Source organism: Treponema maltophilum ATCC 51939 (assembly GCF_000413055.1).
Classification (GTDB): domain Bacteria; phylum Spirochaetota; class Spirochaetia; order Treponematales; family Treponemataceae; genus Treponema_C; species Treponema_C maltophilum.
Map to the genome: position 1 here is coordinate 405,924 of NZ_KE332518.1, position 20,465 is coordinate 426,388.

19 protein-coding genes are annotated in these 20,465 nt (G+C 48.8%); 12 read left to right on the plus strand and 7 right to left on the minus strand.

Annotation, left to right across the window (positions count from 1 at the left end; genetic code table 11):
* Positions 1–3: 3 nt before the first annotated feature.
* The 6 genes from HMPREF9194_RS01880 to HMPREF9194_RS12530 all read left to right on the plus strand — a co-directional run bounded on the left by HMPREF9194_RS01880 (position 4) and on the right by HMPREF9194_RS12530 (position 6,398).
* Positions 4–1,041, plus strand: a complete 1,038-nt coding sequence (locus HMPREF9194_RS01880; protein WP_016524670.1) for a hypothetical protein — start codon at positions 4–6, stop codon at positions 1,039–1,041.
* Positions 1,038–2,036 carry a VWA domain-containing protein gene (locus HMPREF9194_RS01885; RefSeq protein WP_016524671.1) on the plus strand — a complete coding sequence of 333 codons (999 nt, stop codon included), beginning with the start codon at positions 1,038–1,040 and terminating at the stop codon, positions 2,034–2,036. The genes HMPREF9194_RS01880 and HMPREF9194_RS01885 overlap by 4 nt, the downstream gene beginning before the upstream one ends.
* Before the next feature lie 7 nt (positions 2,037–2,043).
* Positions 2,044–3,615, plus strand: coding sequence for a VWA domain-containing protein (locus HMPREF9194_RS11740; RefSeq protein ID WP_084663055.1), 1,572 nt, complete (start codon positions 2,044–2,046; stop codon positions 3,613–3,615).
* Positions 3,564–5,102 carry an SH3 domain-containing protein gene (locus HMPREF9194_RS01895; protein WP_016524673.1) on the plus strand — a complete coding sequence of 513 codons (1,539 nt, stop codon included), beginning with the start codon at positions 3,564–3,566 and terminating at the stop codon, positions 5,100–5,102. The genes HMPREF9194_RS11740 and HMPREF9194_RS01895 overlap by 52 nt, the downstream gene beginning before the upstream one ends.
* A 46-nt stretch (positions 5,103–5,148) precedes the next feature.
* Positions 5,149–5,721: a Smr/MutS family protein gene (locus tag HMPREF9194_RS01900; RefSeq protein WP_016524674.1), complete on the plus strand. Its 573-nt coding sequence runs from the start codon at positions 5,149–5,151 to the stop codon at positions 5,719–5,721.
* A gap of 80 nt (positions 5,722–5,801) precedes the next feature.
* On the plus strand, positions 5,802–6,398 hold the full coding sequence (locus tag HMPREF9194_RS12530; RefSeq protein ID WP_016524675.1) for a DnaJ domain-containing protein: 597 nt from the start codon (positions 5,802–5,804) through the stop codon (positions 6,396–6,398).
* A gap of 61 nt (positions 6,399–6,459) precedes the next feature.
* On the opposite strand, the gene infA is transcribed toward HMPREF9194_RS12530, so the two are convergent.
* Positions 6,460–6,681, minus strand: a complete 222-nt coding sequence (gene infA / locus HMPREF9194_RS01910; protein ID WP_483855279.1) for a translation initiation factor IF-1 — start codon at positions 6,679–6,681, stop codon at positions 6,460–6,462.
* Positions 6,682–6,815: 134 nt separating this feature from the next.
* Between infA and HMPREF9194_RS01915 the strand changes: the two genes are divergently transcribed.
* Complete coding sequence (locus tag HMPREF9194_RS01915) at positions 6,816–7,178, plus strand: TraR/DksA family transcriptional regulator (protein ID WP_016524677.1); 363 nt, start codon at positions 6,816–6,818, stop codon at positions 7,176–7,178.
* Between the two features lie 30 nt (positions 7,179–7,208).
* Here HMPREF9194_RS01915 and HMPREF9194_RS01920 read toward each other — a convergent pair whose 3' ends face one another.
* The 3 genes from HMPREF9194_RS01920 to HMPREF9194_RS01930 are packed head-to-tail and all read right to left on the minus strand — an operon-like array spanning position 7,209 to position 11,348.
* Positions 7,209–8,081 (minus strand): histidinol-phosphatase, encoded by an 873-nt coding sequence (locus tag HMPREF9194_RS01920; protein ID WP_016524678.1) that lies wholly within the window; start codon positions 8,079–8,081, stop codon positions 7,209–7,211.
* 42 nt (positions 8,082–8,123) lie between these two features.
* Positions 8,124–10,094, minus strand: a complete 1,971-nt coding sequence (locus HMPREF9194_RS01925; RefSeq protein WP_016524679.1) for a response regulator — start codon at positions 10,092–10,094, stop codon at positions 8,124–8,126.
* Between the two features lie 3 nt (positions 10,095–10,097).
* Entirely contained in the window at positions 10,098–11,348 is a 1,251-nt protein-coding gene (locus HMPREF9194_RS01930; protein ID WP_016524680.1) for a response regulator, read from the minus strand.
* A gap of 471 nt (positions 11,349–11,819) precedes the next feature.
* On the opposite strand from HMPREF9194_RS01930, the gene HMPREF9194_RS01935 reads away from it, so the two are divergent.
* Positions 11,820–12,404, plus strand: coding sequence for a DJ-1 family glyoxalase III (locus HMPREF9194_RS01935; protein WP_016524681.1), 585 nt, complete (start codon positions 11,820–11,822; stop codon positions 12,402–12,404).
* A gap of 12 nt (positions 12,405–12,416) precedes the next feature.
* On the opposite strand, the gene HMPREF9194_RS01940 is transcribed toward HMPREF9194_RS01935, so the two are convergent.
* A complete protein-coding gene (locus tag HMPREF9194_RS01940) occupies positions 12,417–13,754 on the minus strand; it encodes an acetate kinase (protein WP_016524682.1) in 1,338 nt (445 codons plus the stop codon).
* 112 nt (positions 13,755–13,866) lie between these two features.
* On the opposite strand from HMPREF9194_RS01940, the gene HMPREF9194_RS01945 reads away from it, so the two are divergent.
* The 3 genes from HMPREF9194_RS01945 to mspA all read left to right on the plus strand — a co-directional run bounded on the left by HMPREF9194_RS01945 (position 13,867) and on the right by mspA (position 17,436).
* Positions 13,867–14,655 (plus strand): Rpn family recombination-promoting nuclease/putative transposase, encoded by a 789-nt coding sequence (locus tag HMPREF9194_RS01945; RefSeq protein ID WP_016524683.1) that lies wholly within the window; start codon positions 13,867–13,869, stop codon positions 14,653–14,655.
* Between the two features lie 197 nt (positions 14,656–14,852).
* A complete protein-coding gene (locus HMPREF9194_RS01950; protein WP_016524684.1) occupies positions 14,853–15,551 on the plus strand; it encodes a hypothetical protein in 699 nt (232 codons plus the stop codon).
* A gap of 157 nt (positions 15,552–15,708) precedes the next feature.
* The gene (gene mspA, locus HMPREF9194_RS01955) at positions 15,709–17,436 is read left to right on the plus strand and encodes a major sheath protein MspA (RefSeq protein ID WP_016524685.1); all 1,728 of its coding nucleotides are present in this window, start codon (positions 15,709–15,711) and stop codon (positions 17,434–17,436) included.
* Between the two features lie 94 nt (positions 17,437–17,530).
* On the opposite strand, the gene HMPREF9194_RS01960 is transcribed toward mspA, so the two are convergent.
* Positions 17,531–18,319 (minus strand): Rpn family recombination-promoting nuclease/putative transposase, encoded by a 789-nt coding sequence (locus HMPREF9194_RS01960; RefSeq protein WP_016524686.1) that lies wholly within the window; start codon positions 18,317–18,319, stop codon positions 17,531–17,533.
* 244 nt (positions 18,320–18,563) lie between these two features.
* On the opposite strand from HMPREF9194_RS01960, the gene HMPREF9194_RS01965 reads away from it, so the two are divergent.
* A complete protein-coding gene (locus HMPREF9194_RS01965) occupies positions 18,564–19,862 on the plus strand; it encodes an NCS2 family permease (protein WP_016524687.1) in 1,299 nt (432 codons plus the stop codon).
* Here the strand turns inward: HMPREF9194_RS01965 and HMPREF9194_RS01970 are convergent.
* Entirely contained in the window at positions 19,845–20,234 is a 390-nt protein-coding gene (locus HMPREF9194_RS01970) for a RidA family protein (protein ID WP_016524688.1), read from the minus strand. The two genes, HMPREF9194_RS01965 and HMPREF9194_RS01970, sit on opposite strands and share 18 nt — an antisense overlap.
* Positions 20,235–20,465 lie beyond the last annotated feature (231 nt).

Below are 20,465 nucleotides of genomic sequence, written 5' to 3' on the forward strand. Positions count from 1 at the left end.
CCTATGCGTGCGCGTTTTACGCTTTGCCTCCTTTCCTTTTTTTTGTGCGCTGCGGCTCTTTTTTGCGTGCCGGACGGCCGGGTTTCCGTTATGCCCAAAGACGTGTATGTCGGCGATGAGGCGGAAATCCGTTTTGAATTTTCTTTTGCCGAAAAATTATTCGAAGGCGATTCTCCTTCGCTGAATGTGCAGGCCTTTACGGATGTATCCGATATGTCGGATGTATCGCCCGGATCGCGTTCCGAAAACGAAGAACTTAAACGTATCTTTTTTACGGACGATTATACGATTCAAAGCATGCGGCTGAAAGGAAGTCCTCCGTCATACGTGCTGTCGATTGTTTTTATTCCGTGGAAAACGGGCGAAATCGACATGAGCGCCTTTGATTTGTCGTCGGTACTCGGCCTTTCCGTGCGTCCGTTTTTAACGGACATTCCGCCGGTACATATTCAATCCATCACGGAAAAAACCGGCGAAAAACAGTTGCGGCCCGTTAAGGGACCGATTATCATTCCGGGCACAACCTACGCGGTGGCAGCATTTTGCGCCGTACTGTTGCTTTTTTTTGCGGTTGTAACGGCGCTGCTTATCCGCTTTGCTCTTATCCGCGGTTTTTTTCAAGCCTTTTTTGAACGCATGTTTTCTTCGCAAAGTTTTCGCGCGGTGTGCCGCGAGCTTTTGTTTTTGGAAAAAAGGGGACAAGCGCTTCCGTCCGGCGTTTTTTGCACACGTGTGTCGCGCCTTATACGCAGCTATCTTGAAAACCGTTTTTCCTATCCGTTTACGGCGAAAACGAGCTCCGAATTGGTTCCCGCTTTTTCCGAGTTTTTTGCGCACAGCGCATCCGAGCGCTCTTACGCGTATATGCAGGATTTGTATGAAGTGTGCGCGCGCTGCGATTACATCCGTTTTTCCGGTGAAAGCGTTTTTTCCCGGGAAGAAAGAATCGACTCGGTGCAGCGCGTGCGTTCCGCCCTGCTTTATTTTGAACAGCCGGAAGAGCGGGAAGCCGAAAATCAAAAAACGGAGGAGGCGGTATGAGCGGGTTCGAGCATCCTTTTGCGCTGTTTTTTTTGCTGACTCCGTTGTTGTATTTTATTTTGCACAAATTGAATGCGGCTTCTCCGCCGGTGTTTTCATTCTCTTTTGCCGATTGGAACGGCCGGGCATTTGAATGGAAAAGTTCCGTCGGTACGACGGTGCGTTTTATGTCGAAGACGCTGTTTGCCTTGGGCTATTTTGCCCTTGTCGCGGCCCTCGCCGAACCGACGGTTTTGGAAAAGGAAAAGCTTTTTATGTCGCGCGGTGCGGACGTTGTTTTTGTCGTGGATACAAGTCCTTCGATGGCGGCGCTCGATATAGCCGGCGCGAGCCGTTTGCAGGCGGCAAAGCAGGCGATTTCGCTTTTAGCGCGCGAAAACAAGGGTATTTCGTACGGGCTTGTCGCCTGCGCTTCGCAAGCCGCACTTTTGGTTCCGCCGACTTTGGACCAAAAAACGTTTTTCGAACGGCTTGCGGCAATGGGTGTCGGCGAAATGGGCGACGGCTCGGCTTTAGGGGTCGGCATAAGCACGGCGGTCTACCATCTTGAATCCTCTGCCGCTCCGGTAAAAATCATTGTGCTTTTAACCGACGGAGAAAACAACGCCGGAGCCGTCCATCCGAACACGGCGGCCGCTCTCGCAAAAGACAACGGGATTTTGCTGTATATTGCCGGAATCGGAACAAAGGGTTCCGTTCCCATCGAGTACACCGATCCTGCAAGCGGGAAAATCTATTCAGGTTATTTGGATTCGGGCTTTAACGATGCGTCTTTGCGCGCTCTCGCTTCGGCAGGCGGCGGCAGCTATTATTCGGTGGAAACCCTTTCTTCGCTTTCGGCGGCGCTGCAAAATATCACGATAAAAAATTCGGTACGGCAAACGTACAGCATAAAGCAAAAAAAAATATCGTTTTATCCGCACTGTGCGGCAGCCGCTCTTTTGTGCTTTTGCGCCGCATGGCTTTTACGCCGCGTGTATTTAAAGGAAATGTGAGGAGCCTATGATGCTTTTTGAACGCCCCGAAGTTCTGCTGCTTTCGGCGGCAATTCCGATCGCCCTCATTTATGTTTTTGCTCATATACGGAACATTGCGCGCATCGCCGCGTCCGACCCTCACGGCAAAACGAAGCTGTTTAAGCTGCGCGTGCGCTCGGTACTGTGGGCGCTCGCCTGGCTGTGCATCGTTATCGCACTTGCCGGCCCTACATGGGGAATCGAACCGGTGCCGGTTGAGCGCAGCGGTAGCGCGCTTTGCTTTGTGTTCGATATTTCGTACAGTATGACTGCCGAAGACGTGTTTATCAAAAAGGAAAAGCTTTCGCGCTTGGATGCTTCCAAGCGCATTGCGCTTTCGCTTTCGGAACGCATAAACGGTGCGTCCGCCGCGGTCGTTTTGGCGAAGGGCGGCGGCATTTTGGCGCTGCCGCTTACCGAAGATTACAATGCCCTCGAAAATCTTATTTCGGTGCTCTCGCCTGCGATGCTTTCGGCGCCCGGTTCGAACATCGCCTCCGGCATAGAACGGGCATTGGACGCTTTCCCGCCGCAATCGGCGCGCAATTCGTTTATCGTCGTTTTTACCGACGGCGATGAAACCGAAGGCAATATCGCGCGTTCGATTTTGCGCTCTTCAAGCTTCGGCGTGCATGTGTTTTTAGTCGGAACGGGAACCGATGCCGAAACCGAAATCCTTGCAGGCGACGGCAAAACGCCGGTAAAAACCGCTTTGCGTAAAGCTCGTTTGGAAAAGGCCGCCGAGTCCGATACGGTGCATTATATTTCCGCTTCCGACGAAAAGGCGGCCTCTCGTATTGCGGATGCCGTCGCCTCTTTTTCGTCACCGCTTTCCGGTACAAAAGATTCGGCAACGGGATACGAAATGCAAAAAGCAAAACATCACGCGTGGTTTTTGCTTGCCGGCATTTTTCTTTTTCTTGCGGGATTTATCTGCGTGCAGTTGGGGCCGGTAAAAAAAGCGCCGCTTGTATTTTTGTGCCTGCTTTTGACGCTTTCGGGCTGCTCTTCGTGGAAAAAAGAACAGGGAACCGTACTGCTCGGTTCTTACTATTGGTCGCGGCGCGATTATCAAAAAGCGGCGGCGGCGTTTTTGGCGGCTGCCGCCCGCGCGGAACAGATACACAGCGAAGAACTTTTAAATTATGCGCTGTACGCGCTCGGCGCTTCGTACCTCATGCAGGACGAAAATGCCGCGGCTCTTGCAAAATTCGATCAAGTCGCGCCCGATGCGCCGGATCCGCTTTTGTACGCGCTGCGCTACAATAAAGGAATTATCGCGTACCGCGCCGGAGATTTTGCCGCCGCCGCCGATTGCTTTAAAAGCGCCCTTGCCGTCGACGGAACAAGCCTCGACGCAAAGGTAAACCTCGAATTAAGTCTTCAACAAAAACACTTAAAGCCGAAAAGCGCCATTCGGGAACTTGTTCCCGCCCAAACGCAAAGCGCGCCGCCGGGCGCCGAAGACGCCGTATTTTCGCTTATCAGGGAGAACGATAAAAAAAGATGGAAAAGTCAATACGCGGAACCCGCGCAAAACGAAACAATCGATTATTGAATTTGTTGAATTCCGCGCCGCTTTTAGCCGGCCTTTGCGCCGCCTGCATATTTCCTTTGCCTGCGCAATCCGTGCAGAATGAATCTCTACGGTTTGTTTTGCGCGATTCGTCCGCCTCGCCAAACGCTTCGGATACTTCAAACGTTTCGAACGGCAGTATTCCGAAAGGCGGCGTACAAAAAGGCGAAGACTGCGTTTTTGAGCTGGCGCTTCCCGGAATTCCGCCTTCCGCCGTATCGGTGCGCTTTGCCGCCCTTCCTTCCGGAACCGAATTCCGCGGATCGGAAAAAAGGGAACTTTTTGCTTCCGGCGATAACAGGCAGGGCGGCAGCGCCGGCCGTGAAAGCGGTACGGACAGCGGACGGGGCAGCGCCGGCGCTCAGAGGGGCACTCTTTTTGAATACACCGTCCGCTTTCGCGAAACGGGTGCTTTTTCGCTTTTGCCCGCACGAGTATCGTTCGGCGGAAAAACCGTCACCGTTCCCTTTGAGCGTGTCGACGTGTACGAAAACCCTTATCTTCTTGTACCCGAATTCTTTTTTGTCGTTGACGGACAGGCGCGTGCGGGCGAGCCGCTGACAATCCGTCTTACGGGGCGTTTTTTTGAAAAAGTCGAATCGATCGATTGGGAGGTGCCTGAGCGAGGCTTGTTTGAAAAAATCGGCGAAAAAACAAACCTTCCGTCTACGGCCGAAAATTTTACCGCCGATACCGAAATTGCCCAATTCGTTTATACGCCTTTTTTTGAAGGAAAGGAAAAATTGCCGGCCGTCAGCGTCAAAGCGCGTGCATACGACGGACAGCCGTATACGATTGCCGTCGCCGATTTTGAATTGACCGTACTTCCGAAAAAAAACATGTCTGCAAAACGGGCTCGGCAAAGTTCCGCCGCGTTGTCTGCAGTGAATTCGTCCGGGACTTCCGCTCCCGCAGCGAGCGCGGTGTCTGTGTCCGCGGCGAGCGCTTCTTCGTCTGAAGAAAAAAATAAGGAGCGGGAAGCTCTTGCCCGGCGCGTGGCCGATCTTCGCAAAAAAGAACGCACTGCGATTTTTGTGTGGCCGGTGCGCACCGAACGGAAACATCTTGAACGCGAAGCCTCTTTGCAAAACCCGGATGAGCCGTCGCTTGTTTGGACGTTTTTGTGTGCCGGAATCCTCGTTGTATCGCTCATCGTTTTATACGCTCTTTTTGTGCGCCGTCATAAAATCGGCGGACGTTTTGTTTTTTTTGCCGTGTTCTGTCTTGCGCTGCAAATCGCGTGCGTCTTTGTACTTATAAAAAACGTTCCCGAATCGGCGCGCGGCGCCGTTATTACAAGGTCTGCGCCGCTTCGCACCATCCCCGAGCCGGATGCAAAGGGCACGATAAGCTTAACGGCCGGGATGCGTTTAAAAGTGCTACGCGCAAGCGGCGCTTGGTACCTCGTATCCGTGTCCGGCGGGCACAGCGGCTGGATATTAAAAGACGAATGTATTATTATTGAATAAGAATAATGCCGGCAGTGAATATTGTCGGAATTAAGGACGGCGCGGCGTGGATTTTGCGGACATATTAAAAGAATGGGAAGAAGGACAAAAAAAGAGCCGCCCGCATAAATTGTCCGAAGCGGTTCGCAGCACGGGGCAAAAAACGCAGTCAAGCCGGTGTGCGGATTCCGCGCGGAATGAATCGTCAGTGCACCGCAGGAGCGGCGAAAACGAAGTCCGCGTAAATCCGATGGATTTTTGGCTGCGCCGCTACGGCGTTTTCGACAAAGACAAAGATTTCGAACGTGCCGAAAATAAACGGAAGTACACAAGCGCCGCCGAACTGAAAAATCTTCCGGTCGAAGCGCAGATCGATTTGCACGGTCTTACGAGAGAAGAAGCGTGGAGCCGCCTCGGAGCCTTTATAAGCGAATGCAGTTCGCGGCGTTTAAAAAAAGTGCTCATCGTGCACGGCAAGGGCAATCATTCCGAAGAAGAACCCGTTTTAAAAAACCTTGTGCGGTCTTTTATTGAACGGGATAAAAGACTCGGCACTTCCGGACATCCGGGCGGAGTTGACGGCGGCAGCGGCGCAACGTGGGTAATAATCCGCGCCAACCTCTCCCTTCTTTCTCAATAACAGGCGGTCTTTTTTTGTCTTTTCGCTTGTAACATTTGCGTATCTGCGGTATTTTATAGGCAAAGATTCGGACAAAAATTATGGATGATTTATACACGGTGCTGGGCGTGAGCAAAAACGCATCGGCCGACGAAATAAAAAAAGCATATCGCGACGCGGCCTTTAAATATCATCCCGACCGCAATCCGGGGAACGCGGCGGCGGAAGAAAAATTCAAAAAACTGAGCGCCGCGTATTCCGTTTTGGGCGATGAAAAAAAGCGTGCGGATTACGATCGTTTCGGTTCGGCAGATGCATACGCGCAGTCGGCATACAATCAATCGGCGTACAACGGCGGATTTTACGGTACGAACGGCCACGGCTTTAACGAAGACAATCCTTTCGGTTTTGATTTTTGGTCGTGGTACGAGCAGGCGCAAAAAGAGGCGTCAAGTCAAAACCGAAGCTCTTTTTACCGCTATTCCTATACGGAAGAAAATGACGGTCAAACGCACAAAAAAGACGTGTTTGCCGTACTTTTGCGTCATATACTCAGCTTCGGCGCCGGACTTTTGTTTTTCCGCTATTCGATTATACTTTTGCCCTTCGGCCCGATTCTATGCCTTGCGGCCGTTGTAAACGGCTTTGTCGGCATAGTGCGTTCGCTTAAAATACTTTTTTCGTTTGACAAACGCTGAGCGCGTTGGAAACGGCGGCATCTCGGAAAAACACTAAAGGCGGGTTTTTCGGGATGTCCTTTTATCTTTCGCGGAAAATAATTCTGCCCCGATTTAAATCATAGGGCGATAGGGCGACTTTTACGCTGTCGCCGGGAACGATACGGATGTAGTGTTTGCGCATCTTTCCCGATAAATGCGCAAGAATGATGTGTTTGTTTTGTAATTCTACGCGGAACATTGTATTCGGCAACGCTTCTTTTACAATTCCTTCAACTTCAATTGCTTCTTCCTTAGCCACAATTCCTCCAAAATCGACATACGAATTCTTTTCGGCAAAAAACGCCCAAAAAAGATAAAAAAAATTTGCCTTTTTACGAATTCATGCATATAATTCTATGAGTAAATCTACATGTTGTCAACTATGGGAGTTTTGTAATGGAAAAAGAATTTACCGAAAAGATGAAGCAATCTCTTTTGGATTTAAAAAAACAGATTATCGACCAGCTCATGGCTAACAGCAGCGACTTTCGGCAAATCGTCGAAAGCATGGAAGCCAAGGATGTTATAGATATTGCATCCGACGATATCGACCGCAAAATGCTCGACGCCGTCGGGTCAAAAGACGTAAACCGCTTAAAGCTCATCGATTCGGCTTTGACGCGCATCGAGCAGGGCAAATACGGCTTGTGCATGAAGTGCGGCAAAAAGATTCCGAAGGAGCGCTTAAAAGCGATTCCGTATGCGCTTTTATGCATCGACTGCAAAACCGCCGACGAAAAACGCAAACGTTCGGAATAGTTTTATCCGATGCCGACTTCCGGCCGGGATTTATACGGCGGCAGGAATTTCCCGGTGCAGCCATTTTCCGCCGCTTAAATACCACAGTTCTTTATAGCCTGCGCTGCGCGCGGCGTTCAGTCCGTCGGCAAAATGATCGGTGAGGGTTGTGCTTTTGTGGCTGTCGGAATTGAGCATAATCGGCGCATCGTAGGATTTTAAAAGCGACAAAAAATCGGCCGAAGGGTAGGGGCTTGTCATGCCGGCACGGCTCATACCGCCGGTATTTATTTCGGTGACTTTGCCGCTGTGCGCAATCGTTTTTGCCGTTTCTTTCAGCTCGCGGCGGTACCAGCTTTCATTTTCGTCAAAAAGGCGTAAGACGCCGTTGCGCTTGCGGACAAGGTCGGCGTGCCCGATGATATCGAAATCGCAATTGCGTATCATGTCGCGCTCAAGGGCAAAATAGGTTTGCACGGCCTTTTTTGCGTTCCCGTTAAAAAAGCGGTCGATTCCGTTTTGCACTTCATCGGCTCCCTGATCGACGGCAAAAAATTCCGGCACAGGGTGTTTTTGCCGTATATCGGAAAAAATATAGTGCACCGAGCCGATAATGAAGTCCGGCTTAAACTGAGCATACAAAGTTTTGTCGGGAGAGGTGATGCCGCTTATGTATTCGGCTTCGGTGCCGGCAAGAATTTCGAGTGCGGGCGCTTCTTTTTGTGCAAGCTCGCGCACGGCGTTAAAATACGATGCGCAGTCGTTCGGGGCGATCTGGCAGTCCATGCAAAACGGCCAGGCCATGTGCGACGAAAAACCAAGCACCGAAAGTTTTTGCGCTTTTGCCGCCGCGACGATTTCTTCGAGCGTGCTTTGTCCGTCGCAAAAAACGGAGTGCGTGTGATAGTTGGTTAAAAGATACATGGAACTCCTTTCAAAAATTCCGCGCAATCATATGCAGCAGCCTTACCAATCGGCTTGCAGCCGTTTTGCCGCTTTTTTAAAATCGCCAAGGGCGGTTTCCGCGCGCTGCAGTATTGCGCGGGAAGCGTCGACATCGGCTTTTAAAGCGGCGTCTTCCAAATCTTTTCCCGTCTGAGCCAAAAAGGTGAGGCCGAGCTCGGCCGAACTTGACCTTATGCACGAGCCGATGTTGCGCAGCCGTGAAAATTCTTTTTTGCTGCAACAATCGTATGCCCGCCGCACAAGATGTCCGTTTAGGAAAAGGCAGCGCTCTACAAGTTCGGCGGCCTTTGCCTTGTCGCGATTCGCTTTGTTCTCGAAGACGGAAGTATCCCAAAAAGCTTTTGCCGGATCCGGCGCTTGTTGCGGTTCGGCCTTTTTTTCGCGCAGGCGTTTTTCCCATTTTTTAAAAATCGCTTCGATGCTTTTGCGCTTAAACGGTTTGGTTAAAATATCGTCTATGCCGTTTTCCAAGTACAGGTTAAAGTCGTCCGCGTCGGTATTTGCCGTGCACGCGATGATAAGTCCCTTATAGCCGCCTTCGCGTATTTCGATTGTCGCCTGCAGCCCCGTTTTTATCGGCATTAAAATATCCATAAAAATCAAATCGACTTCGGGGTGTTCTTTTATGCAGTCGGCCGCTTCCTGTCCGTTTGCCGCCGTCAGCACTTTCGCTCCGAACTGCGTTATAAACGTTTGTATGAGTTTTTGATTTATCGGATGATCTTCGGCCGCCAAAACCGTAAGACCCGAAGCCGAAAACCCGTCTTCCGTTTCCGACGGTTCGACGACTTCCAAATCGAGCGGCGTATCGAAATGGTCGAGCAGCACTTTTTTGAGCATATTGAATTTGATCGGTTTATATAAATAGCCGTTGAACCAATCGAGCAGCTTCATTTTCGCTTCACCGCCCATCTGCCCTTCGGGAACCATCAAATACAGTTTGGTGTCGTTTATGCTCGTATCGTTGTTGATTTCGGTTGCAAGGTACCAGCCGTCCATCTTCGGCATAAGCATGTCGATAAACACCAACGAATACGGCTTGCCTTCCGAAGCGGATTTTCTCATGCATCCGAGCGCTTCTTCGCCCGACGAAGCGGTATCTATGTGTTCGATATTGAAAAGCCGCAATTTGGTGCACAAACTTTTTAAAGCAAGTCGATTGTCGTCAACAAGCAAAATGGACACGTTTTCCGGAATGTCCGGCAGCGCGGAAAAATACCGGCTTTCGTTAAAAAAAGACGCCGCTTCATCCGGCGCCGGATATTCGGCCGGAACGGTAAACCAAAATACGGAACCGCCTGAAGGGTTCGGCCTCATGCCGATTTGTCCGTGCATTGCGGCGACCAAACTTTTCGATATGGAAAGCCCCAACCCGGTGCCGCCGTACCTGCGCGTTGTCGAAAGATCGGCTTGGTAAAAATTCTTAAATAAGTTTTTTTGTTTTTCTGCGGGAATTCCTATGCCCGAATCTTCAACTTCAAAAAGCAGCTGCCGGCCGTTTTCTTCTTCGACTTGCGACAAGCGTATGCGTATGTAGCCGTGCGCGGTAAATTTTACCGCATTTTTTATAAAATTCAGCAAAACCTGCTGAATACGCACCGGGTCTCCCTTTATAACCGGCGGCATGCGGTAATCGATATCGGTAACGATTTCCAAGCCGCGGTTGTGCGCTTCGATGCAGATGACGTCGACGGTTTGTTCGGTAAGATCGATGAGGTTCATCGCTATTTTTTCTATGGCAAATTTTCCTGATTGGATTTTCGTAAAGTCCAAAATATTGTTTGCCAAAGACAGCAAAATGTCCGCACCGAACTGTATTTGGCGCGCGTATTCGGTTTGTTCGGAATCCAGTTTGGTTTGCTGTAAAAGTTCCAAGGTACCGATGATGGTTTGAATCGGCGTGCGAATTTCGTGAATCGCGTTTGCAAGAAATTGACTGTCGGCCGCGTTATCGCTTTTCGAATCTTTCATAGCCTATATCCTGGTATTCAAAACCTCCAAAACCTTTTGAATAAATGCCTCCGGTTTCATCGGCTTTACCAGATATGCTTTTGCACCCAAACTCAACGCCTGCATAACGGACGTTTTTTGCGCGGTCGAAGAATATATGATGACGGGGCTGGGGTAGCGCTTTGCCTGCAAATTGGCAAGAATGTCGAAACCCGAAATTCCCGGCATAAAGATATCCAAAATAACGATGTCGTATATTTTTTGGTTTGCGGCGGCAAGGAATTTCGAGCCGGAATCGAACATGTCCGTGCTGCTGTTCAAAGAAGAAAACGCTTTTTCGAGAATCTTCCGTGTAATCGGATCGTCGTCGACTATCGCCGCTTGCAGTTTTTGCGCTTTTGCGTTCGGGTCGTTCGTATTTAAAACGCCGCTTTCGGAGAAAAACCGCATTTCCACCGTACCTTCGTTCGCCGCCTCGGTTGTACTCAAAATGTCTTCGTTTATTATGTCGGCGATGTTGCCCGGCGATTCCCGATTCACGAGCGTTTTGAGCACCTGCGACAATTCTTCGGCAACTTCGATTCCTCTGAATTCTTCGTGCCCGTCTATAAAATCGCGTATAAAAGGATCGGTAGACAATATTTTGATGTTTTTACGCTGAATGCGCGAATCGGAGGAAACATTATGCAAAAGAAGTTCCACATTCACGGCATCCATAAAGGTCAGCGTCAAATTGCTTATCATCAATACGATTTTGGGTGAAGTCAGTTTGTTCGCTTCGATCATTTCGTCGATTTTATATTTGAGCAAAGAAAGTTTGTCTCTGTTCAGCGCTTGCGCGATTTCGATAAATATGATGTTTTTATTTAAATGAAGTTCCATAATGGAAGGCGTCGTGTCTATCGAAAGGGGCGTGCGCAGCGTTTGCCCGATAAACTCGAAAAAAATGTCGAATTTAATCGGCTTGTTAAAATATTTTATTACCTGATAGGTGGGCAGTTTTGCAAGCACCTCCCGCGACGGATCGGGGCCGGTCAGTATTATCGGAATCGAAAACGCGTTCGGATCCGCGCGCTTTTTTTCAAAAAAATCGGTCAGGTCGTCGATGCTTTCGGATACATCTATAATGATAAGGTCGGGCAGCAACGAAACCGTTTTGGCGAACGCGTCGCCCCTTTTGCCCAGCGTTTCCACGCCGATTTTTTCCGAGGTAAGCTTTTCCTTAAAGAACTCGCGGAACAGCGGCGGCGTATCTATAAGCAACACCTGTTTCATACGTATACATTTTATCGCAAAAGGTTTATTATTACAAGACAATGTGCGAAGCCCTAAGCGTTATTTGGAAGATGGTATGGGAATTGCGCCTCCGTGTGCAATTCCCATCGCGAGTTTGGCTTCACCAAACTCGGAAACGTATTGCTTTTACTGCCATCCGTGGCCGTGCCCAAGTTCGCGGCTCAAATGGCGCCGGATTCCAAAGGCCGGCGAGGCCTTTGGCAGTGCGGGTTTGAAAATCGTACATCCGTGTACGATTTTCAACGCGAGTTTTTACAAAGCCTAACGGCTTTGCAAAAACGTCGATTCCATACAGCTTTCCCGGCATCCATGCCGGAACAATAGCTGTAAGTCGGGATTCTTAAGGGCGATAGCCCTTAAGCGTTATTTGGAAGATGGAAGGGGTTTTAGGGGAAGGAAGAAACTTTTAGTCGCAAAAGTGTCTTCCTTCCCCTAAGAAAAGGAGTTTTTATGACTTGTGTTGTTTTATTGGCTGAAGGTTTTGAAGAAACCGAAGCGATCGTTCCCGCCGATATTTTGCGCCGAGCGGGCGTCGATGTGCGTTTGGCCGGCGTTTCCAACGGTTCGCTGTTAATTCCGGGTGCGCACGGTATTAAGGTAATGGCCGACGTAAGCTGCGCCGAACTTGCCGGCGAAGTAAAAAACGGCACGCTTCCCGATGCGGTGTTTTGTCCGGGAGGAATGCCGGGCAGTACGAATTTGGCACAAAACGCCGATGTCGCCTTTGTGCTTAAAGAAGCGCAGCGTCATAAGCGCATTATCGCGGCGATATGCGCCGCTCCGGCCGTCGTGCTTGCGCCGCTGGGCTTATTGGACGGGAAAACGTTTACCTGCTATCCGGGAATGGAAAATCTTACGAAATACGCGCCGGCTGCAAAACCCGAAGGCTTTGCAGCGGAAAAAGTCGTGCGTTCCGGTACCCTCGTAACATCGCGCGGGCCGGCAACCGCTTCGGATTTGGGCTTTGCATTGGCGGCCATGCTCACGGATGAAAAAACGGCCGCCGAAGTGCAAAAAGGCATGCTTTTTGCTTAAAAACGCATAAAATTACCGGGGCAGCGCAAGAATGCGTTTAAGCTCCGGATTTTTTTCCAAATCTTTTTTTAAGCCTTCCTCGCGCGCCTTATTTACATAGTCTTTACTTTGGAAGCTGTACGTAAAATTCGTGTGAACGTCGTAGGTGCCTTTCATAAGCGCGTATGCGTCTTCGGTCATAACCAGTTCTTCATCGGTGGGAATGACGAAGATTTTTATTTTCGAATCGTCGGCGCTTATGCAGGTTTCGGCGTTGCGCGTGTGGGCAAGTTCGTTTTTCGCGGGATCCATCTTTATGCCTAAAAACTCAAGGCCTGCAACCGCTTTTGCCCTGATATGCGGAGCGAACTCGCCGACGCCCGCGGTAAAGACAATCGCGTCCACCGGTCCGATAGCGGCAAGGTAGGCGCCGAAATATTTGCGTAAACGGTAACATTCCATTTCGAGTGCGAGGCGCGCTTTTTCGTCGCCTTCGGCGGCGGCTTTGGTAACGTCGCGCCGATCCACGTATTTGCCGGTTATTCCCAAAAGGCCGCTTTTTTTGTTCAGCGCGGTGTCCATTTCGGCGGCGCTCATGCCCGTTTTGCGCATAATGTAAAAGGGCAGGGCGCAGTCCATATCGCCGCAGCGCGTTCCCATAACCAAACCTTCAAGCGGGGTTATACCCATCGACGTGTCGAAGCATTTGCCTTCTTTTACCGCGCACATGGACGCGCCGTTCCCGATGTGGGCGATGATAACGTTCGTGTCCGCGGGTTTTTTGCCTAAAAGCACGCTCGCGCGTTTTGCCGTGTACAGGAACGACGTTCCGTGAAAGCCGTATCGGCGCGCCGCATATTTTTCGTACCATTCGTGCGGAATCGCATACATAAACGAAGAAGGCGGCATCGTCTGGTGCCATGCCGTGTCGAGGACGGCGCAGTGGGGAACGTCGGGCAAAACCTTTTGCGCCGCTTCGATTCCCATAATATTTGCCGGGTTGTGCAGCGGCCCCAAGTCTTCGACCGAACGGAATGTTTCCAAAACTTCCGGCGTAACCTTTACCGATTTGGTAAATTTATCGCCGCCGTGCAAAACGCGGTGCCCTACGGCCTTTATAACGCTCATATCCGATATAACGCCGACATCTTTATCGGTTATCGTTTCCATAATCAGTTCTATGGCTTCTTTATGAGTGGGGCATTCCCGCAATTTTACATATTCGTCTTTGCCCTTCGCGTCGTGCGTAATTCCGGAACCCGTTTGCGTTACGCGCTCTACAATTCCCGATGCGAGAACGTCTTTTGTGTCCCAGTCGTAAACTTGATATTTTGCGGACGAACTTCCGCAATTCAGCGTCAAAATAACCATCGTATACCTTCCGTTTTAGAATATTAAACCAATGCGCTCATTATACGGCATCCGACGGAAAAAATCAAATTTTTAATCCGTCCGCGCCTATAATAAGGGACGGAGGTACATTATGGCAAAAAGCTTTGATGACTTAACCATCGCCGATGACTTTATGTTTTGTAAAGTCATGCAGAACGAAGGCATTTGCAAAGAGTTCCTTGAAATGGTTTTATCCGATAAAATCGGGAAGATTGTCTACCTGTCGCCCCAAAACAGTGTCGCAACCGGCATCGACGCAAAATCGATCCGTCTTGACGTGTTTGTAAAAGACGAAGCCGACAAGTCCTACGATATTGAGATGCAGGTAAGCAACGAGCACAATCTTCCGAAACGTATGAGATATTATCAGGCGGCAATCGACATTGCATTCTTGGACAAGGGTGTGCATTACAAAGCATTAAACGAGTGCTATATTATATTTGTCTGTCTTTTCGATGCAATCGGGAATGGCAGAGCGCTTTATACATTTGAAAATATTTGTCTTGAAGACCGGCACACACCCTTACGCGACGGGACAAAAAAGGTTATAATAAATGCACAAGCATTTGGAAAAGCTGAAGACAAAGAGCTCAAAGGCTTTTTGGAGTACGTTAAAACCGGAACGGCGAATACGGAATACACCGGGAGGATAGAAACGATGATACAGGCAGTAAAACACAATGAACAGGCACGGCAGGAATACCGTTTTATGTCGGGGTTTGAAATGGACGCACGGGAAAAAGGCCGAAGCGAAGGTTTCTCCGACGGTTCGCACCAAAAGGCTGTTGAAACAGCGCGTATATTAAAGCAGTTCGGTGATTCCGTTCAAAAGATATCGCAAGCTACCGGCCTTTCCGAAGCCGAAATCGAGAATTTGTAACTTTCGGCTTTATAACTTGCGAAACTCGGCTGTAACTTTTCGGCTGTAACTTTTCGCGGGGCGGATTTTTTGAATTATGAGAGTTACGCTGAGTGTTAAATGCCGCGGAAAATTCGGCAAAGCAAAATCAAACCGGATAAAACATCAAACCGGACAAAATAGAAGCGGATTAAAATAAAACCGAAAGAGGAAACAGTATGACAACTATAAAAAAACACGGCAATGTATTTGTATGTGCCGCCTGCGCTTGCGCTTGCGTGCTCCTGCTTGCCGTTTTTGCTTCGTGTGCGACCGCAAAAGTGCGTGATGCCGATAAAGCTGACGCCGATCCGAATTTTATCGGCGATTTTGATCCGATACGCCTCGAAGACGCGATGGCGCTGCGTACGGTGATGGGTAAGATAAAGCCGACGGTGCTGCGCCTGTATTTTGTACCGCGCACGAACATCGTCGAAGCGTATTTTCGCGACGGCATGAACGCGTTTGTGCTTATGTTCGACGAAAAAGCCCGCAATACGATAGGCGAGGCGGGTGCTTTATATGCCGCTTCCTACGGCGACTATTCGGCGGGGAATGCCGGCGCAATGCCGGTACGTAAGCCGACAAAACAAAACGCATTTAATGCGGGAAACGTTTCCGTCGCGTGGGGCGTTACGGCGGCCGCACGAAACGGAGAGAGTTCGTTCCGCACCAATTACGAATTTTTGGAAAAAAACAGGCCGTATTTTTTGCTTACCGTCGAAGCCGCCGTCGATAAGAACGATTCTTCGACACAATCGCCTCCGGTAAATCTGTATTTTTCGCCTTCGCAGCTTGAAGCGCTGTTTTCGATTACGAATTCGGAAACTTTGCGTGAACAAATCGACGAATTGAACAAAAAAGCCTTTACATTCTGACATTTTATGTGAAAAGTGTAAAAATGATAGCCAAAATAGAGCAAAATACTTGACGGCTGTATGAAATTGTGTTACCCTCGAAGAGTAAGATAAGCCGTGCCGTAATAAAAGCGTTGCTTTGGCGCGGTTTTGAATATTCAAGGAGGGTTTTCAAGATATGAAAAAAGCTCTTGTATTTTTTGTTGCTTTGGCAATGATCGGCTCCGTTTTTGCGGCCGAACCTGCTGCCGAGGCCAAAGTAGCGGAATTTTCCGGAAATGCGGCCGTTACGTTCGGCTTCGATCTGGATACGGTAAAAGCCGGTTTTAAAAACACGACGGAAGCCGACTTAAAATTTAACTTAATGAACGGCGGCGACAAGTCCACGACCGGAAACGGCGTATGGGGCGAATTAAAGCTCGTCGTTAACGCATTGCAGATTCGTGCGACGGCCGATGTAAGCGACGGTCACACGTTTGCAATACAAACGAAAAAAGACAACGACGGTGAAGATACGATTTTCGTCGAAATCGATACCGCAAAACTTCACTTTAACGATTTGTATGTCGGTATTACTTCCGGCGATTTCCGTTACGGCGGAAGCTTTTGGTATCCGAACGCGTTGAACTACAAAGACAGCAAAGAAGACGAAAAATATACCCGCAGCCGCGCTGCCAAACTCGGTTACGATCAGGGCTTGGTTTTGGGTTATGAGAAAAAAGATCTGTTTAAGGTTGAGCTTGCCGCTCGCAGCAAAAAAGATACGACAAAAAAAGTAGAAAAAGTAGAGCTTGTCCATTTAAGTGCAGGTGCTAAAATTAAAGAAAAAGAGTACTATAAGACCGAACCTGCTGCAGTTACCGGTGATACAGCACAAGATATCTTTAATGATGGTACTTTAGTTTCTGTTACTGCAGATCCCAAGGTTAAGACTTTGAATGCGGAGGGGGCATATTACAAACCTGTCATGAAAGACGACGAAACCAACTACTGGACCAACAAATTCGCGTTAGGTTTGTACGGTGAAGTAACTCCCATTAAAGATTTAAGAATCGGCGTGGGTGCAGCTTATGTTTTGGGACAATTGGGAGCAGCCGCTTCTGAAGATGACAAAACCAATGATATTTCGGTATTTGCCGGTGTCGACTACCGCTTTAACTTCAACGAAGATTTCTTTATCCAGCCGACCGTAACCTATAATTTCTACAACGATTATAAAGTCGCTTCGAAAAACTATGCTATTGAAACCAACAAAATGAATGCGGGTCTCCGCTTCGGTTTTGCAAAGAGCAAGAGCGACAGCGAAAACGAATCGCTTCTTTACACTTTCTTCGGTCAGGAAAAACTTTTCTATGAAACGACGAAAAACGACAAGGGCGACCAGATTCTTCTTCCCGGTGTAAGCGTGTTCGGTTCTTTCAACTTCAAAGAAAATGCGATGAAGACGGAACTTCCCGTTATGCTTACTTTCTATTCCGGCGAACTCGTGCAGAACTTAAAAGCCTATGCTTTGTTCGGTGCGAACCTCGGTCCGGATGCCGGAAAGGGTACTGCAGTAGCTATGTCTGATGCCGTTTATAAAGGAATCATCGAGAAAAAAGGTATGCAAGCCGGTTTGGCTGCCAGCTACGACGTAAAGGTAAACGATGCCGTTACGATTGTTCCCGCTGCGGGCGTTCTTTGGACGCACGGCAGTCAGGCAAGCGGTAACGATAAGATGTCTGCCGATGAAGTTGCCGTATCTTTGAAAGCCGATGTAAAAGGTTTGGTTTCCAACACGACCTTTACCGCTTTCTGGGAAAAAGCTTCTTTCGGAAAAGGTGCGGCCTCTGTCGGCGGTACCAAAACTTCGGTTGATGCAGTCAAAAAAGGTGTTATCGGTCTTAAAGCGAAAATCGCTCTGTAAGATTGCGACCCGTGCGGTGTTCGCTTGAGCACCGCAAAACATAAAGCCCCGCGCGTGCGCGGGGCTTTTTTATTCGGTCCGACCGGCGGATATGCTAGAGTTTTTCTATTTCGGCAAGAGAAAGGCCGGTCGCTTTTGCTATTTTACTTTTTGCCAGCCCCATCGCTTTTAATGCGGCAGCGGTTTTTCTTTTTGTTTGATTTACTCCGTCGGTAAAGCCCTGCGACCGGCCTTCCTCCTTTGCATCCATCACAACCGCTGAAATAAATCGGTATTCTTGCCGCGCCTGTTCATTTTGTTTAATTGTCCGTATCATCTTTTCTATCCTTTCGCTGAATTTTGTAGTTATACACCCCGTTTTTATATACTCTAAAAAGCCGCTCAATGCTTTATCTTTTATATTTTTAAATGCATCGACATTTATAATAATCTTTTTTGTACCATCCCGTAAACGTATCGGCTCGTCTTCCAGACAAATATTCTCAAAAAAATATACCGCTTTATTTTTCCCTATAAAATCAAATAAACACACAAAAATTATATAACTATCTTTAAGATTTGTATAGTATTCACCTTTATCTAAAAACGAAACATCCAAAGCACTTTGGTAGTATCGCATTCTTTTTGCGACATTATGTTCATTTACTACCTGCATTTCAATATCGTAAAAGTTGTTTTTCTCATCTTGCACCAGTATATCCAGCCGTACGAATTTTGCTTCGGATTCCGGTGCAACGGTACTTTGACTTGCTATATGCGTTATGTTGCCGATTTTATCGGCCAGCAGCATTTCAAGAAAGGTTTTACACAAGTTTTTATTCTTCATTACTTGGCAAAACATAAAATCATCTTGAATTGTCAAATCATCAAAATTCTTTCGCATGGCTTTCCTCTTTTAAAAATAATTATAGGTTTTGATGATGAATTTATGAGAGTTTTACCGATTATTTTCGGTTTTGACGCGCAACTTTCCGGGCACCCGTGTCGGTTAGCCGCGATACAATTTTACAAACAAGGTGTCAATTTCGCCCTTGTCCCCTTCGTTTATTTGTGCTATAATAGAAGCATATTTTTTTAGACCCGATTGCGGGGAATTTTTCTACCCGTGTCGGGGCAGGAGAACGCGGATGGAAAAATTCTTTAAAATGGGGGCGCGCGGGACGAATGTTCGGCGCGAGATTGTAGCCGGTCTTACGACTTTTTTGGCAATGGCGTATATTTTGGCGGTAAACCCCAAAATGCTCGCCAATGCGGGAATGGACGCAGGCGGCGTTTTTACGGCTACGGCTTTGGCGGCCTGTATTGCAACGCTCGTTATGGCATTTACGGCGAACCTGCCGATTGCGCTTGCGCCGGGTATGGGCTTAAACGCGTTTTTCGCCTTTACGGTTGTTTTGGGAATGGGCATTTCGTGGAAAATCGCGCTGACGGCCGTATTCCTTGAAGGTGTTTTATTCATTATTTTGTCGCTTTTTAATGTCCGCGAAGCCATTATAAAAGCGATTCCGTCCAACTTAAAAAAAGCGGTTGCGGCGGGTATCGGCTTGTTTATTTGTTTTATCGGCTTTCAAAATGCGGGTATTATCGTAAATAACGATGCCACCTTGGTCGGTTTGGGTAATTTAACGCACGGCCCCGCCGCCGTCGCGATGATCGGTCTTGCGCTTACCGCGGTTTTATACGCGCTTAAAATTCCCGGCTCAATTCTTATCGGTATTTTGGTTACGACCCTTATCGGTATTCCGTTCGGGGTTACGTCGGTTCCGGCAAACTGGACTCCCGTCAGCATGCCCGCAGCCCCGCTGTTGTTTCAATTCGATTTTTCACACATATTCACGCTTGATTTTTTTGCCGTGTTTTTTACCTTTTTGTTTGTCGATATTTTCGATACGGTCGGCACCCTTGTGGGCGTCAGTTCGGAAGCGCACATTATGGACGCAAACGGCAATGTGCCGCGCGTAAAGCAAGCGCTTTTGTCCGACGCGATCGGTACGGTGGCGGGTGCCTGTTTGGGGACGTCAACCGTTACCAGCTATGTCGAAAGCACCGCAGGTGTTGCCGCGGGCGGACGCACCGGTATGACGGCGCTGACAACGGGCGTTTTGTTCCTTTTGGCGCTGTTTTTAAGTCCGCTGTTTTTACTCGTACCCGGAGCCGCAACCGCACCCGCGCTGATTATCGTCGGCTTTTTGATGCTCAAAGCGGTAACCGGCATCAACTTTAACGATGTAACCGAAGGTTTGTCGGCCTTTATCACGATCGTTATGATGCCCTTTGCGTATTCGATTGCCGAAGGTATCGTGTGGGGAATTATCACCTACGTGTTTATGAAAGCGGCAACCGGAAAGGCAAAATCGATTCCGGTCGTTACGTGGGTTTTGTTCGTTATTTTTATACTGCGCTTGATTTTAACGAGCGGGGCATAAGGCTACGGCTTCGATTTCGACAAGGCTGTCTTTGGGAAGCCTTGCGACTTGAACCGCCGAGCGGGCGGGAAAAACGCCCGCTCCGAAGAATTCGGCATAGACGCCGTTCATGGCGGTAAAGTTGTTCATGTCGCTTAAAAAGACCGTCGTCTTTACGACGGCATCCATCGCAAGGCCGGCTTCTTTAAGCACGGCTTCTATGTTTTTCAGCGACTGCCTTGTCTGCTCTTCGATGGTGCTTCCCGCAAAAGCGCCCGTTTTCGGGTCGATGGGAAGCTGCCCGGATGTAAAAACAAAGGGGCCGGCCTGTACCGCCTGCGAATACGGTCCGATCGCCGCCGGCGCATGTGCGCTCGTTATTTGCTTTTTCATACTGCCTCCGTTTATATAGTGTGCGGGTAGTATATCCGATTGCGGCGCGTTGGGGAAGATTGCAGTCGGGCAAGCTTACTGGATTATTATCGGTAAAAACGGTTGAAAATGGCAAAAATCGCCGCCGGGCTTTGGAAAGCCGATTATTAGGGGTTGCCCGAAAACAGAAGTGTTCGGCGGAGTCCCTCGATTTAATATGCGTTGTTTTAAGTTAAGTCATTTCGGAGGTTG

Bases quoted from the DNA above. Each gene is read 5' to 3' on its own strand.
- HMPREF9194_RS01965 (WP_016524687.1), top strand. From the start codon at position 18,564: ATGGAAAAATTCTTTAAAATGGGGGCGCGCGGGACGAATGTTCGGCGC.
- HMPREF9194_RS01970 (WP_016524688.1), bottom strand. From the start codon at position 20,234: ATGAAAAAGCAAATAACGAGCGCACATGCGCCGGCGGCGATCGGACCG.
- HMPREF9194_RS01930 (WP_016524680.1), bottom strand. From the start codon at position 11,348: ATGAAACAGGTGTTGCTTATAGATACGCCGCCGCTGTTCCGCGAGTTC.
- HMPREF9194_RS01880 (WP_016524670.1), top strand. From the start codon at position 4: ATGCGTGCGCGTTTTACGCTTTGCCTCCTTTCCTTTTTTTTGTGCGCT.
- HMPREF9194_RS01945 (WP_016524683.1), top strand. From the start codon at position 13,867: ATGGCAAAAAGCTTTGATGACTTAACCATCGCCGATGACTTTATGTTT.
- HMPREF9194_RS11740 (WP_084663055.1), top strand. From the start codon at position 2,044: ATGATGCTTTTTGAACGCCCCGAAGTTCTGCTGCTTTCGGCGGCAATT.
- HMPREF9194_RS01925 (WP_016524679.1), bottom strand. From the start codon at position 10,094: ATGAAAGATTCGAAAAGCGATAACGCGGCCGACAGTCAATTTCTTGCA.
- HMPREF9194_RS01940 (WP_016524682.1), bottom strand. From the start codon at position 13,754: ATGGTTATTTTGACGCTGAATTGCGGAAGTTCGTCCGCAAAATATCAA.
- HMPREF9194_RS01950 (WP_016524684.1), top strand. From the start codon at position 14,853: ATGACAACTATAAAAAAACACGGCAATGTATTTGTATGTGCCGCCTGC.
- HMPREF9194_RS12530 (WP_016524675.1), top strand. From the start codon at position 5,802: ATGGATGATTTATACACGGTGCTGGGCGTGAGCAAAAACGCATCGGCC.
- HMPREF9194_RS01920 (WP_016524678.1), bottom strand. From the start codon at position 8,081: ATGTATCTTTTAACCAACTATCACACGCACTCCGTTTTTTGCGACGGA.
- HMPREF9194_RS01915 (WP_016524677.1), top strand. From the start codon at position 6,816: ATGGAAAAAGAATTTACCGAAAAGATGAAGCAATCTCTTTTGGATTTA.
- HMPREF9194_RS01895 (WP_016524673.1), top strand. From the start codon at position 3,564: ATGGAAAAGTCAATACGCGGAACCCGCGCAAAACGAAACAATCGATTA.
- HMPREF9194_RS01885 (WP_016524671.1), top strand. From the start codon at position 1,038: ATGAGCGGGTTCGAGCATCCTTTTGCGCTGTTTTTTTTGCTGACTCCG.
- HMPREF9194_RS01960 (WP_016524686.1), bottom strand. From the start codon at position 18,319: ATGCGAAAGAATTTTGATGATTTGACAATTCAAGATGATTTTATGTTT.
- HMPREF9194_RS01935 (WP_016524681.1), top strand. From the start codon at position 11,820: ATGACTTGTGTTGTTTTATTGGCTGAAGGTTTTGAAGAAACCGAAGCG.
- mspA (WP_016524685.1), top strand. From the start codon at position 15,709: ATGAAAAAAGCTCTTGTATTTTTTGTTGCTTTGGCAATGATCGGCTCC.